At 59.5% G+C, this 13270-nt stretch carries 15 protein-coding genes and 3 tRNA genes; 10 read left to right on the forward strand and 8 right to left on the reverse strand.

The features are described from left to right. Window positions 1–29 precede the first annotated feature (29 nt). The 5 genes from arsJ to AC4LFW_RS06940 are packed head-to-tail and all read right to left on the reverse strand — an operon-like array spanning window position 30 to window position 3812. Complete coding sequence (gene arsJ / locus AC4LFW_RS06920; RefSeq protein WP_491818452.1) at window positions 30–1241, reverse strand: organoarsenical effux MFS transporter ArsJ; 1212 nt, start codon at window positions 1239–1241, stop codon at window positions 30–32. A gap of 59 nt (window positions 1242–1300) precedes the next feature. Beyond that, window positions 1301–2305, reverse strand: a complete 1005-nt coding sequence (locus AC4LFW_RS06925) for an ArsJ-associated glyceraldehyde-3-phosphate dehydrogenase (RefSeq protein ID WP_491818453.1) — start codon at window positions 2303–2305, stop codon at window positions 1301–1303. Window positions 2306–2333: 28 nt separating this feature from the next. Next, on the reverse strand, window positions 2334–2660 hold the full coding sequence (locus AC4LFW_RS06930) for a YnfA family protein (RefSeq protein ID WP_491818454.1): 327 nt from the start codon (window positions 2658–2660) through the stop codon (window positions 2334–2336). 48 nt (window positions 2661–2708) lie between these two features. Continuing rightward, a complete protein-coding gene (arsH, locus tag AC4LFW_RS06935) occupies window positions 2709–3440 on the reverse strand; it encodes an arsenical resistance protein ArsH (protein ID WP_491818455.1) in 732 nt (243 codons plus the stop codon). Window positions 3441–3455: 15 nt separating this feature from the next. After that, the gene (locus AC4LFW_RS06940; RefSeq protein WP_491818456.1) at window positions 3456–3812 is read right to left on the reverse strand and encodes a metalloregulator ArsR/SmtB family transcription factor; all 357 of its coding nucleotides are present in this window, start codon (window positions 3810–3812) and stop codon (window positions 3456–3458) included. 185 nt (window positions 3813–3997) lie between these two features. Between AC4LFW_RS06940 and arsB the strand changes: the two genes are divergently transcribed. Next, the gene (arsB, locus tag AC4LFW_RS06945) at window positions 3998–5077 is read left to right on the forward strand and encodes an ACR3 family arsenite efflux transporter (RefSeq protein ID WP_491818457.1); all 1080 of its coding nucleotides are present in this window, start codon (window positions 3998–4000) and stop codon (window positions 5075–5077) included. A 9-nt stretch (window positions 5078–5086) separates the two neighbouring features. On the opposite strand, the gene AC4LFW_RS06950 is transcribed toward arsB, so the two are convergent. After that, entirely contained in the window at window positions 5087–5770 is a 684-nt protein-coding gene (locus tag AC4LFW_RS06950) for a hypothetical protein (RefSeq protein ID WP_491820152.1), read from the reverse strand. Between the two features lie 259 nt (window positions 5771–6029). Here AC4LFW_RS06950 and gacA point away from each other — a divergent pair, with 259 nt between their 5' ends. The 8 genes from gacA to AC4LFW_RS06990 all read left to right on the forward strand — a co-directional run bounded on the left by gacA (window position 6030) and on the right by AC4LFW_RS06990 (window position 10402). Next, entirely contained in the window at window positions 6030–6674 is a 645-nt protein-coding gene (gene gacA, locus AC4LFW_RS06955; RefSeq protein ID WP_491818458.1) for a response regulator transcription factor GacA, read from the forward strand. Next, window positions 6671–8494 (forward strand): excinuclease ABC subunit UvrC, encoded by a 1824-nt coding sequence (uvrC, locus tag AC4LFW_RS06960; protein WP_491818459.1) that lies wholly within the window; start codon window positions 6671–6673, stop codon window positions 8492–8494. The genes gacA and uvrC overlap by 4 nt, the downstream gene beginning before the upstream one ends. Before the next feature lie 33 nt (window positions 8495–8527). Continuing rightward, complete coding sequence (pgsA, locus tag AC4LFW_RS06965; protein WP_491818460.1) at window positions 8528–9085, forward strand: CDP-diacylglycerol--glycerol-3-phosphate 3-phosphatidyltransferase; 558 nt, start codon at window positions 8528–8530, stop codon at window positions 9083–9085. 69 nt (window positions 9086–9154) lie between these two features. Then, window positions 9155–9230 (forward strand) — tRNA-Gly (locus AC4LFW_RS06970). 44 nt (window positions 9231–9274) lie between these two features. Continuing rightward, window positions 9275–9348 (forward strand) — tRNA-Cys (locus AC4LFW_RS06975). A gap of 169 nt (window positions 9349–9517) precedes the next feature. Beyond that, the gene (locus AC4LFW_RS06980; protein WP_491818461.1) at window positions 9518–9712 is read left to right on the forward strand and encodes a PLDc N-terminal domain-containing protein; all 195 of its coding nucleotides are present in this window, start codon (window positions 9518–9520) and stop codon (window positions 9710–9712) included. A 144-nt stretch (window positions 9713–9856) separates the two neighbouring features. Then, window positions 9857–9943: transfer RNA gene (locus AC4LFW_RS06985), tRNA-Leu, on the forward strand. 330 nt (window positions 9944–10273) lie between these two features. Next, window positions 10274–10402, forward strand: a complete 129-nt coding sequence (locus tag AC4LFW_RS06990) for a hypothetical protein (RefSeq protein WP_491818462.1) — start codon at window positions 10274–10276, stop codon at window positions 10400–10402. A 564-nt stretch (window positions 10403–10966) separates the two neighbouring features. Here AC4LFW_RS06990 and AC4LFW_RS06995 read toward each other — a convergent pair. Then, a complete protein-coding gene (locus AC4LFW_RS06995) occupies window positions 10967–11212 on the reverse strand; it encodes a PA2433 domain-containing protein (protein WP_491818463.1) in 246 nt (81 codons plus the stop codon). 166 nt (window positions 11213–11378) lie between these two features. Here AC4LFW_RS06995 and AC4LFW_RS07000 point away from each other — a divergent pair, with 166 nt between their 5' ends. Continuing rightward, the gene (locus AC4LFW_RS07000; RefSeq protein WP_491820153.1) at window positions 11379–12131 is read left to right on the forward strand and encodes a FadR/GntR family transcriptional regulator; all 753 of its coding nucleotides are present in this window, start codon (window positions 11379–11381) and stop codon (window positions 12129–12131) included. 114 nt (window positions 12132–12245) lie between these two features. Here AC4LFW_RS07000 and AC4LFW_RS07005 read toward each other — a convergent pair whose 3' ends face one another. Continuing rightward, complete coding sequence (locus AC4LFW_RS07005; RefSeq protein WP_491818464.1) at window positions 12246–13154, reverse strand: EamA family transporter; 909 nt, start codon at window positions 13152–13154, stop codon at window positions 12246–12248. Window positions 13155–13270: the final 116 nt, after the last annotated feature.

Here is a 13270-nt window from a genome sequence, read left to right on the forward strand (position 1 = left end):
CCATCTCTGGGCGTGCAGGAGGCTTGGTGTCAGATGCCAGCCTGATCATGCCGGGGCAGCCCGACCGATATGATTGCTGCCAGCAACACGAACGCCGCGGACACCCAGAGGCAGGCTTCAAGCCCCTGTGCCTGGTAGACCCAGCCGGACAACAGCGTGCCAACAAGGCGTCCCAGTGCGTTGGACATGTAGTAGAAACCAACGTCCAGTGATACCCCGTCTTCCTTCGCGTAGGACACGATGAGATAGCTGTGCAGTGACGAGTTGACCGCAAACACCGCTCCGAACAGCAACAGACCGCCGATCACCACAACCTGCGGGGCCAGCTGCGTGCCCAAGGCAAGCGCAATGGCTGCGGGCAACCCTGCAAGCAGGAGCGCCCAGGCGAACGCGGCGCGACCATCAGGAACCTGTCCGCTCTTCTTGCCGGTGATCGCAGGCGCCAGAGACTGGACGATGCCGTAGCCGATGACCCAGGCGGCTAGAAACCCGCCGACCTGCCAGAAGTCCCAGCCGAACACCGTCGAAAGATAAACGGGAAGCGCAACGACGAACCAGACGTCACGGGCACCAAACAGAAACAACCGAGCGGCCGAAAGCACATTGATCGCGCGGCTTTTGGACAGCATTTCACGAAACTTAGGCTTTGCCTTGGCTCTGCCCAGATCCTTTTTCAGCAACACCAGGCTTGCCACCCAGACCAGCGCCAGCGCGGCGGCCATGCTGGCCAGTGCGGCGCGGAAGCCGATACCGGCAAGCAGGGCGCCGCCCAGGAAAAAGCCGACGCCCTTGAGTGCGTTTTTCGACCCGGTAAGCAGTGCTACCCACCTGTACAGGCTGCCTTGTTGATCGTCTGGCACCAGCAGCTTGATCGAACTCTTGGCGCTCATCTTGTTCAGGTCCTTGGCGATGCCGGACAGCGCCTGCGCGCCCATCACCCAAGGAATGCTCAGCCAGGCGACCGGTACCGTCAGCATCAGCAGCGCGACCACCTGCAGCGCCAGGCCAATGTTCATGGTGCGGTTCAGCCCGAGCAGGGCGCCCAGATAGCCGCCAACCAGATTGGTCACAACGCCGAACACTTCGTAGAACAGAAACAACGCGGCGATCTGCAGAGGGGTGTAACCCAGGGAATGGAAATGCAGCACAACCAGCATGCGCAGGGCGCCGTCAGTCAGGGTAAAGGCCCAGTAATTTCCCGTGACGATCAGGTATTGGCGAACGGCTGGAGAGAGCGGCATAGCGTGCCTCTGAACAAAGTAACAACGCCACCCGACGCGACTGGCGCGCCAGACAGACCTCAGGCAAGGCCGACCTTGCGGGCCAGTTCTGCGGTGCGATTGGCGTAGCCCGACTCGTTGTCATACCAGGCGTAGAGCTTGACCTGGGTACCGTTGACCACCATGGTCGACAGCGCGTCAATGATCGAGGAACGGGGATCGGTACGATAGTCGATGGACACCAGTGGCCGTTCCTCGAAGCCAAGGATGCCCCGGAGCGGTCCCTGTTCGGCAGCCGCCTTGAGGAGGCGATTGACCTCTTTGACCGTGGTCGAGCGTTCGACCTCGAATACGCAATCGGTCAACGAGGCATTGGCCAAGGGCACTCGAACGGCATGGCCGTTCAGCTTGCCGCGCAACTCGGGGAAGATTTCGGCGATGGCCGTGGCCGAGCCGGTCGTGGTGGGAATCAGGCTCATGCCTGATGCCCGGGCGCGGCGCAGGTCCTTGTGCGGCTGATCAAGGATGCTCTGGGTGTTGGTCAGATCATGGATAGTGGTGATCGAACCGTGGCGAATGCCCAGCTGCTCATGGATCACCTTGACGACCGGGGCCAGACAGTTGGTAGTACAGGAGGCTGCCGTGACGATGCGGTGCTGCGCCGGGTCGAACAGCTGGTCGTTGACGCCCATGACGATATTGAGCGCCCCGGCTTCCTTGACGGGGGCGCTGACGATGACGCGTTTCACACCCTGGTCGATATATCCCTGAAGCACGGCGACGGTCTTCATCTTGCCACTGGACTCGATAACCAGATCACAATCCGACCAGTCGGTGTCCGCGATAGCCTTGTTTGCCGACACCCGGATTCGCTTGCCATGGACCACGACACAATCGCCATCGCTGCCAGCTTCGTGTTGCCAGCGGCCGTGTACCGAATCGAAGTTCAGCAGGTGGGCGTGGGTTGCCGCGTCACCAGCCGGATCGTTGATCCGGACGAACTCCAGCTCAGGCCAGTCCCAGGCCGCGCGAAGCGCCAGGCGGCCGATGCGCCCGAAACCGTTGATACCGACTTTGAGGGTCATGAGGTGTCCTCGATAAAAGTTGAAATGATCAGCCGTGACGCGGCGCTAACATGATGATGGCCATTCCCAGCAGGGCGACAGCCGAACCCAGCAGATCCCATCCGGTGGGGCGAATCTTGTCGACCAGCCAGAGCCACAGGATCGCTGTGCCTATGTACAGGCCACCATAGGCCGCATACACGCGCCCGGCAGCGGTCGGGTGCAATGACAGCAGCCAGGCGAACAGACCGAGCGACAGCGCAGCCGGCAACAACAGCCAGGCGCTCTTGCCCTGGCGCAGCCACAGGTACGGCAGATAGCAGCCGACGATTTCTGCAACAGCGGTAAGGGTGAAGAGGGCGAATGTCTTGATCATGGCTATGTCCTGGCGACTGAAGCGCCACCTTCGTAGGGCAGTCGTCAATCAGAGCGAACGTTGATTGACCCGCTGTGATAGCGCCTGCGCCGACTCCTTGCGCTCGGAATAACGGTCTACGAGGTAGTCCTGGCGGCCTCTCAGGAGCAGTGTGAACTTCACCAGCTCTTCCATGACATCAACCAGACGGTCATAGAAGGCCGACGGCTTCATGCGACCGTCATCATCGAACTCAAGAAATGCCTTGGGCACCGAGGACTGGTTGGGAATGGTGAACATCCGCATCCATCGTCCCAGAACCCGCAGCTGATTGACCACATTGAACGATTGCGAGCCGCCACAGACCTGCATGACCGCCAGGGTCTTGCCCTGGGTTGGTCGAACCGCGCCCATTGCCAGCGGCACCCAATCGATCTGGGCCTTGAACACGGCGCTCATCGAGCCGTGCCGTTCGGGTGAGCACCATACCTGCCCTTCGGACCACTGCATCAGATCGCGCAACTGCTGCACCTTGGGATGGCTGTCTGGCTCATCATCCGGTAGAGGAAGACCCGACGGATCGAAAATACGCGTCTCGGCACCTAGCTGCTGCAGCAGCCTTGCGGCTTCCTCGACAAGCAAGCGGCTGAAGGATTGCGCTCGAGTGGAGCCGTAGAGCAGCAGGATTCGTGGCGCATGAGCCGCGTCACCGGGCTGTTCCAGTCGAGAGGGGTCAGGCAGCTCGAACAGCTGCTCATCGATATTGGGCAGTGTTGGCAACAGGGGGCCTTCGTTGGGCATGGGTTCTCCTCGAAGTCAGCTGCAGATGCCGGTGCGTCCGGGGCGGCTGCGCATCGCTGCCAGACGCTCGCAGCTTGGGTCAAGCCACCCTGTATTGGCGGCCAGGATGGTCTGAAGAATCTTTGCTACCCAGTCCGGTAGATCCGGATGCAGTCGGTAATAGACCCACTGGCCTTGGCGGCGGTCCAGCAACAGGCCGCAGGCGCGAAGCTGCGCCAGGTGGCGGGACACCTTGGGCTGGGCTTCCTCAAGGGCAGCCGTCAGCTCGCACACACACAACTCGCCCTCGCGCGCGATCAGCAAGGACATCCTTGCGCGGGTTTCGTCTGCCAGGCATTTGAAGACGGTAGTCGGTGTCAATTGCTCGCTCATTGGCCAGTACGAATGGATAGATATGGTGTTCCGAATATATGGATTGGCGAATATGATGTAAAGCATGCGTGGCAGCCGATCGCCTCGCGCCAACGTTGCATGCTGCCTGAGCAGCCTTCAGCAATCGTCATGTGCCCTGTCTCCAGGGCACGGCGTAACCAATCACCGAACAAGGTCGTCTTCTCATGTCCAATCACTGCAAAAGCGCCCGCAATACAGCGTCCGAGGGATCACCGCTCGGCTTCTTCGAGCGTTACCTGACGCTGTGGGTGTTTCTCTGCATCGGTGCCGGAACCCTGCTCGGGCTGTACGCGCCGGCAGCCGCCCGGGCCGTGGGAGCCCTGGAGGTCGCGCATGTCAATATCCCCGTCGGGCTGCTCATCTGGATCATGATCATTCCGATGTTGATGAAGATCGACTTTTCTTCGCTGCGCGAGGTGTATGCCCAGCGTGCAAGCATGGGCATCACGCTGATCATCAACTGGGCGGTGAAGCCCTTTACCATGGCGGCCCTTGGCTGGCTGTTCATCAAGCACGTCTTCGCCCCATGGCTGCCTGCGGGGGAGCTGGACAGCTATATGGCCGGGCTGATCCTGCTGGGCGCAGCGCCATGCACGGCAATGGTGTTCGTCTGGAGCAATCTCTGTCGCGGCAATGCCAATTTCACGCTCACCCAGGTCGCGCTGAATGACCTGATCATGGTGTTCGCCTTTGCTCCCATCGTGGCCCTGTTGCTAGGGGTTTCATCCATACCGGTGCCCTGGGACACGCTACTGCTGTCGGTACTGATGTACATCGTCATTCCATTGGCCATCGCCCAGTTCATTCGCGCACGCCTGCTGCGAGTAGGGGAGGCGGCATTTCAGGCAGCGCTGGCCCGGAGCACGCCGTTTTCAATCATTGCGCTGTTGGCGACGCTGGTCCTGCTGTTCTCTTTCCAGGGCAAGTCCATCGTCGAGCAGCCTCTGATCATTGCGATGCTGGCAGTGCCGATTTTCCTGCAGACGCTGTTTATCGCCGGGCTCGGCTATTGGCTGAACCGCAAATTGCAGGTGCGTCACGATGTCGCCGGACCTTCGGCAATGATTGGTGCGTCGAACTTCTTCGAGCTGGCAGTGGCGGTGGCGATCGTCCTCTATGGCTTCAACTCCGGCGCGGCGCTCGCCACCGTTGTGGGTGTACTTATCGAAGTGCCGGTCATGCTCTGGCTGGTCAGCGCCGTCAACCGCAGCCGTGATTGGTACAACCGGGGTCTAGCGCACTGACCGCCGCTATCATCCATTCTGAAAGCTGAGCAGCAGCACGGAGTAGCCAAGTGCACCAGACAGAAAAGCCCCGAAGTGGCTGTTCCGTTCTTCCGGCAGCTCCTCCTTCAGAACATTGAGGATGATCGATCCGCCGACAAACGCAGTCAGCGCCGATACGGCCAACTCTGATACTTCCGTTGCCATACCCAGCGCCCAGCCGGCCAGCGGCATGGCTGACAGAAGCCAACGTCCTCGATGGCTGAACAATGCCTTGTGGTCGCTCTGCAGCGCAAAGTCGTTGACCAGGTAATGCAGCCCCATCGCGATGCAGTAGAGCACCAGCGTCGTGGTGGTATTGCTCTCGCCATGGACCAGCAGGTAACCAATCAACGCGTTATAGACGGCAAACGCCGATATGTGCAGCCAGAACACCCCCGCGTGGGGCTGTTCCTGATCCTTCAGCTTGCGCCGATGCTGCTTGATCAGTCGTTCCAGCCCGTAGAACGCCGCGAGACCCAAGAGTGCCAGCAGATAGGCGTGGTGCTCGAGAAAGCTGAGAAACCGAATTTCGCTGCTGTCGATCACCTCCTGCCCGCGCGCCAACTCAGGCAACAGGTGCACAAACACATAGGCCACCGATACCCCGCCTGCCATCGAAAGCCAGCGGCTTCGGGGCAGGCGGTTGAGCTTGCGCAGGCGCCCTGCAACCATATGCACGGTGGCCAGGACAAGGGCGGCGACGAAACTCTCGATCAAGGGCGATACCACTTATAGCGACTGACTTGATTGGTGTCAGACTCGCGTGTAGCCAACTGCGTTCAGACTTTTGGCTGCAGCAGCATGCTGGCTTGATTTCAATTAACCGCGCCTGATGTGCGGTCTGGGTATGGCGGTAAGTATTTGGTAAAGTTCGCCGCTTATGAAGCGAGCAGCCAGCCAGCTTTGAATTTGCACTGAAAGAGGTGTCTGCTTGATTAGGGTGCTGGTGGTCGATGACCACGATCTGGTACGCACAGGCATTTCAAGAATGCTTGCCGACATCGATGGCCTGCAGGTAATCGGCCAGGCGGAATCCGGCGAAGCCGCGATCAGGAAATGCCGCGAACTGAAGCCGGACGTGGTGCTTATGGACGTCAAGATGCCCGGCATCGGCGGTCTCGAAGCCACACGCAAGCTTTTGCGCAGTCACCCGGACGTCAAGGTCATTGCGGTGACCATCTGCGAGGAAGATCCGTTCCCGACCCGGCTGCTCCAGGCGGGCGCTGCAGGTTACCTGACCAAGGGCGCTGCGCTGGAGGAGATGGTCCAGGCGATCCGCATGGTATTCGCCGGGCAGCGCTACATCAGCCCTCAAATCGCCCAGCAACTGGCGCTGAAATCATTCCAGCCCAAGGTCAACGGCTCACCGTTCGACCTGCTGTCCGAGCGGGAAATTCAGATCGCGTTGATGATCGCCAATTGCCAGAAGGTGCAGACCATCTCAGACAAACTTTGCCTGTCGCCCAAGACGGTCAATACCTATCGCTATCGGATCTACGAGAAGCTTTCGGTTACCAGTGACGTCGAACTGGCACTGCTTGCCGTCCGGCACGGCATGGTCGACACCATCAATTGATGACTGGCTTCGACTCATCTGCATTTCTGGCCTCCTGCAGCGGGCGCCCCGGCGTCTACCGCATGTTCGATGCCGATGCCAAACTGCTTTATGTCGGCAAGGCGAAGAACCTCAAAAAACGTCTGGCCAGCTACTTCCGCAAAACCGGGCAGGCGCCGAAAACCGCCGCGCTGGTTGCCAAGATCGCTCAGGTCGAAACGACCATTACGGCCAACGAGACCGAAGCGCTGCTGCTCGAGCAGACACTCATCAAGCAGTGGCGACCGCCTTACAACATCCTGCTGCGCGACGACAAATCCTACCCCTACGTGTTTCTCTCAAGCGGAGACTTCCCACGCCTGAGCATCCACCGCGGCGCGAAGAAAGCAGCGGGACGGTATTTCGGCCCGTATCCCAGCGCCGGTGCAATCCGCGAAAGCCTGAGCCTGCTTCAGAAAGCGTTTTTTGTCCGTCAGTGTGAAGACAGCTATTACCGCAATCGCACCCGACCCTGCCTGCAGTACCAGATCAAACGCTGCAAGGCACCCTGCGTTGGTCTCGTCGAGCCAGAGGAATATGCCGAAGACGTCCGGCATTCGATCATGTTTCTGGAAGGGCGCAGCAATGCGCTGGCTGATGAACTCTCCAGAAGCATGGAAACGGCGGCGATGGAACTGAACTTCGAGCGCGCCGCAGAGATCCGCGATCAGATCGGCATCCTGCGACGCGTGCAGGATCAGCAGAGCATGGAAGGCGGCAGTGGCAACGTCGATATCGTATCGGCGGCGGTCAGTCCGGGTGGAGCCTGTGTACATCTGATCAGCGTGCGCAGCGGCCGGGTTCTTGGTAGCAAGAACTTCTTTCCACAGGTCGCCATCGAGGAAAGCGTTGCAGAGGTGCTACAAGCGTTCCTGGAGCAGTATTACCTCGGCTCGATGGAGCGTGATCTACCGTCCGAGCTGATCGTCAATGCTGTCCACGAGGACTTTGACACCCTGATCAGCGCTGTCAGCGAACTGCGGGATGTCGAGCTGACCATTACCCACCGTGTGCGTGGGACCCGTGCCCGCTGGCAGCAACTGGCGCTAACCAACGCCGAGCAGGCACTCGGCGCGCGACTGGCGAACCGGCAACACTTGGCCGCCCGTTTCCAGGCGTTGGCCGATGCGCTGGAACTGGAAGAACTGCCGACCCGCCTCGAATGTTTCGACATCAGCCACTCCAGCGGGGAAGCGACGGTCGCTTCCTGCGTGGTGTTCGGACCCGAGGGTCCGCTGAAATCCGATTACCGGCGCTACAACATCGAAGGGGTTACCGGCGGAGACGACTATGCCGCCATGCATCAGGCGCTATCGCGGCGATTCAGGAAAGCTGCCGAAGGCGAGGGGAAGCTGCCCGACATCCTGTTGGTGGATGGCGGCAAAGGGCAGTTGAACATGGCTCGGGAAGTGCTGGAAGAGCTGGCCGTCCCCGACCTGATCCTGCTTGGTGTAGCCAAGGGCGTGACCCGCAAGCCGGGTCTGGAAACCCTGTACCTGAATGATGCGGCTCACGAATTTACCCTCCCGGGCGACTCGCCCGCGCTTCATTTGATCCAACAGGTGCGCGACGAGGCACACCGTTTCGCGATCACCGGTCACCGCGCACGACGCGGCAAGGCACGGACTACCTCGACACTGGAGGGAGTTGCGGGCATCGGACCGAAACGACGCCGCGAACTGCTCAAGCATTTCGGTGGTCTTCAAGAACTGTGCCGCGCAAGTCTCGACGAAATAGCCAAGGCGCCAGGCATCAGTAAAAAGCTTGCCGAGTCGATTTATGCCGCTCTGCACAGTGAGTAGAATCACCCCTAATTTCGCTGATCAGTGGTATCGATGAACATCCCAAACATCCTCACGGTGATACGCGTACTGCTGATCCCTATCATCATTCTGCTGTTCTATCTTCCCTTCAAATGGAGCTACCTGGCGACCAGTGCCGTCTTCACGATTGCAGCGCTTACCGATTGGCTGGATGGTTACCTAGCCCGCCGACTCCAGCAGAGCACGCCGTTTGGAGCCTTTCTCGATCCGGTCGCCGACAAGCTGATGGTCGCGGTGGCTCTTGTGCTGCTGGTTGAAGAGCACGCCAATATCTGGCTGACCCTTCCTGCGGCCATCATCATCGGTCGTGAGATCGTGGTGTCGGCTCTTCGCGAGTGGATGGCTGAACTTGGCGCCCGGGCGCAGGTAGCAGTGTCCAACCTGGGCAAATGGAAAACTGCAGCGCAGATGGTGGCGCTCATCATCCTGCTGGCAAACCCACCGCTTGCTTCGCTCTGGGTAACCCTGGGCTATGCCTTGCTGATCGTTGCGGCAGCCCTCACGCTATGGTCGATGGTTAATTACCTGATTGCCGCCTGGCCTCATCTGAGCCCTGCAGAAAAGAAATAAAGACTTTTTTAATCAAAGGCTTGACGGGGCGTTTGGAAACTATAGAATGGCGCCCGTCACCAAGACGACGCGGGAATAGCTCAGTTGGTAGAGCACGACCTTGCCAAGGTCGGGGTCGCGAGTTCGAGTCTCGTTTCCCGCTCCAGTTTGTTGACGATGACGCCGCTGCATGCGGCGTCTTCGTTTTGAGGCCGGTTGGCAGAGTGGTTATGCAGCGGATTGCAAATCCGTGTACGCCGGTTCGATTCCGACATCGGCCTCCATTAATAAAGAAACCGCAAGCGCAAGCTTGCGGTTTTTTTATGTTTTCAATTTTCCTAACGCTCCCACGGTCTTTCTGCTGGTTGTCAGCGGCACCGGTTCGCTCTGGCCCGGAACTGTATCGCCCCCGTCGGTGACTGAAACATGGAGAGTCTACCAACGGAGCATTCCATGTCAGACGCGATGAGTTACCTCGCAATTGCGCTAGTCGGTGCGGTGATTGTGCTGGATCTGCTTGCAATCATAAGCGTGTTCAAAAGCGAACGGACCGTTGGGGCCAAAGCCCTTTGGGCGTTAGGCATTGCTATTTTCCCCATCCTTGGGCTGGTGTTCTGGCTGATTGTCGGTGTGCGTCGGCGCCATTGATGTCCTCCGGCCTCGCTGAGGTTAAGCATGGCGATCATGCTCCGCCAAAGCTTCACAGAGGCAAAGCCTGCCCGTTCGGGTTGCGCCTCGGCCAGTGGCTGGTTATAGTCCTGCGCCGCGATTCCCATCGCGCATCTCCGTCCCGCCCGGATGGCGAAACTGGTAGACGCAAGGGACTTAAAATCCCTCATCCGAAAGGGTATGCGGGTTCGATTCCCGCTCCGGGCACCATCGGGACATGCCATAAGTCTGTATCGAAAACCGGCAATCGCAGCCGGTTTTTTCGTTTAACGGCATCTGCTGGCAACCGTTACGCATTGTATGTGACCAGTGGCAGCGCATCATCGTGAACGCAGGGTCGCCACACTCCTCTTAACTGGAGTAAACATATCGTTGCGCGGAGGAGATGGAGCGATGGGCAACCAGCCAAAAGATCTAACCACCCGGGATAATGACGCTTCAGAAGCCGTACGTGCCGGTCCAGATGATGTGGTTATACCCGGCTCGCCACCACCCCTAGGATCCGAGCGGACGGATGTCAGTCCTGGCGATGAAGCTGGCGTGGACGAGTTGCCTGGCAATAACGGTACTCCGCCACAAGACAATCCCGATGAAAGGGAAGTGATGAAGGGCGTGCCTGACGTCGATCCTGATAGTGCGGAACTGGATGACGCGCCGAACCCGCGTTAGCGACGGTGCAATAAAAAGCCCCGTACGTGGCGGGGCTGTAGGCGTCTAGCCAGTCGTTCCGTTGTCCTCAGATTCGCATTCCTGCGAATGATCCCTAACCGGCTTCCCTGTCCCGCTGCGCATCCTGCGCTACTGGAGAGCAAGGTAAGCGAAGCACGAGCTAGGCGAAATCATCCGAATTCGCCACAGCGGGTCAGCTAGGGCTTACACGGGGTAGGCAACTAGCGCATCGGTGTTGCACGTCGAGCGAGGCGATAGCCAATGAACAAAACGCTTTATCACATTAGCGTTGCTGTAGGAGCCGTTCTGACGCTGGTCGGCTGCAGTGCTTTCGAAGTCGTCCGACCGGCGCAGCAGACCGACGAGTACGTTCTCGCCTGTGACAAGGTAGAAGGGCGGCCAGGATGCAAGACTCGGGCGAATGAAATCTGTCCCGATGGTTACGACACCCTTAGCAGCGAGGAGGATTTCGAACGAAAGGAGCTGAGAGTCAGATGTTCCGGCGGGGCCAACCCACCCTAGCGCGGACGGCCAGCATATCGCTGGGCCGTCCGATGGCTACGGTTATTGTGCGGAGTCGAGCAACGCCTGTGCCTGCTCCAGAACCTGAAGTGATTGAGCGTGATCGCCTGCTTTGTGAAGCTGCTCTCCTTCCGCTCGTAGATCCTTTACCTTCTCCAGCGTTGCCGGATCGCTTGGCGGGTTGCTCGCTAACTGCTTGTCGATCTTGGCCATGTCCATCGGGCAATGCATTGCCCAAACAGGCGCTGCGATCGCTGCGGCTGCAACAAATAGAAGTATGCGGTGCATGATTCATCTCCGAGTGGGTGACCCGGTGAGTATAGGAAAGGGCTGGGAACCATGAGGTATCTGGATGAATGGTTAGGCCGTGTCAATGAGGGGGCTTGCGATAGTTATCGTACAACCGCTTGGGCTATGATAGGCATCAGTCCGCTTCATAGAGATCAATGTGTCCATGGAAAACCAGATCGCCCAGCCACGTGTCCGCCGTAAGCACCGCAGCCTCGCACAGGAACTGGTGACCGAGCTATCGCAGCAGATCCGCGACGGCGTCATCAAACGCGGCGACAAGCTGCCGACGGAGTCAGCAATCATGCAGGCCCAGGGGGTGAGCAGGACGGTTGTACGTGAGGCAATCTCGCGTCTTCAGGCGTCTGGCCTGGTTGAGACTCGCCATGGCATTGGTACCTTTGTACTCGATACGCCGAGCACCACCGGCTTGCGGATCGACCCGGCCACCATCGGGACGCTACGCGACGTGTTATCAATACTCGAACTGCGGATCAGCCTGGAGGTCGAGTCCGCCGGCCTTGCGGCACAGCGGCGGACACCCGAGCAGCTAAAGGCTATGCGGGACTTTCTGGATTCGCTGCAAAGAAGTGCAGCGCTTTCCAGTGAAGCCGCGGTGTCTGATTTCCAGTTTCATCTGCAAATCGCCGAAGCCACGGGGAACCGCTACTTCACCGACATCATGAACCACCTGGGTACGGCGATCATTCCACGCAGCCGGCTTAACTCGGCGCGGTTGGCCCATGACGATCAGCCGCATTATCAACAGCGCCTCGGCCGCGAGCACGAGCAGATCTACGATGCCATTGCACGTCAGGATGCAGAGTCCGCCCGAGCTGCAATGCGTCTGCACCTGACCAACAGCCGTGAGCGCCTGCGTCAGGCCCACGAAGAGGCCGAGACGGACAAGGGCAACTGATCTACGCTCTCGATTTCGAACCACGCCAGTGGGCCACTGTGTCATGGACCGTTGGCAACTTCTGGGCCCATGGCTGATGCCCGGCCCCGCGCGCCTGCCGTTGGTGCGCTTTGCTCAGTTCTTGCGATAAGCCAGCAGGACGATACCGCCCACCACGATGAGCCCGCCCAGTATCTGCAGGGGGGCCAGCAACTGGCCAAGCACCAACCAGCCGAGCAGCATGCCAGCGACCGGCTCCATGTTCATGACGGGTGCATTGCGGGCGATGTTCAGCCGTGGCATGCAGATGAAAAGCGTGGAGAAGGCGGCGCCATACAGAAGTACCAGGCAACCCAATGCGATCCAGCCGACAGTCGCGCTGGGCAATCCTAGCCCACCTGGTATAAGGCCGCTTGCGCCGAGCATGGCAGAAGCGCCAAAGACCAACACCAGCGTCAGCATGCTCCGCACCGACCCGGCCATGCTCGAGAGCTTATGCTCGGTGACCCACAGCGCCAGCGCGAATACTCCCGCTGCGGTAAGGCTGAACAGGATACCGGCGGTCCATTGAGCATCAGGCGCCTCGCTGGTCATTAGGCGTGTGGGAACGTCCAGCACCAGTACGAGGCCGACCAGAATCACGCCCATGATTGCCAGCGCGTGGCGGGTCGGTCTCGGGCCGCCGAGCGCCCACGTGAGCAATGCAAGCAGGATGGGCGAAAGGTTGACCACCAGTAAAGCCAGCGCAACGGGTATGCGGGCTACCGCCGAGTAGATGCAGAAGCTCTGAATCGTGATCAGCAGCCCTAGCAGGATTTGCCAGCGCCACGTAGCACCGCTCAAGCGAAGGGACTCGCGCCGCCAGAACACAAGCGCAGCCAAAGCCAGCAACGTGACCCCTGCTCGACAAAGCATGGCCAGCAACAGACCGGTGCCGTGATCGAAGGCAATGCGCGCGGCGATATGGTTGGCCGCGAACGAGCAGGCCAAAGTGGCCAGGATCAAAGCAGCGATATGGCGTGGAAAGGGTGCGGCAGTGTGCATCGGATCAATCCTGTCCTAGGCGACATCACAATGAGTGGGCGCCGGCTGCAGTAGCAGCGGTGTTTGTTCGTCGTTTCGTTGCATGAATCGTTCACAGGCTTGTAAAGCAAAACGCC

Source organism: Stutzerimonas sp. C6.4V, assembly GCF_058536345.1.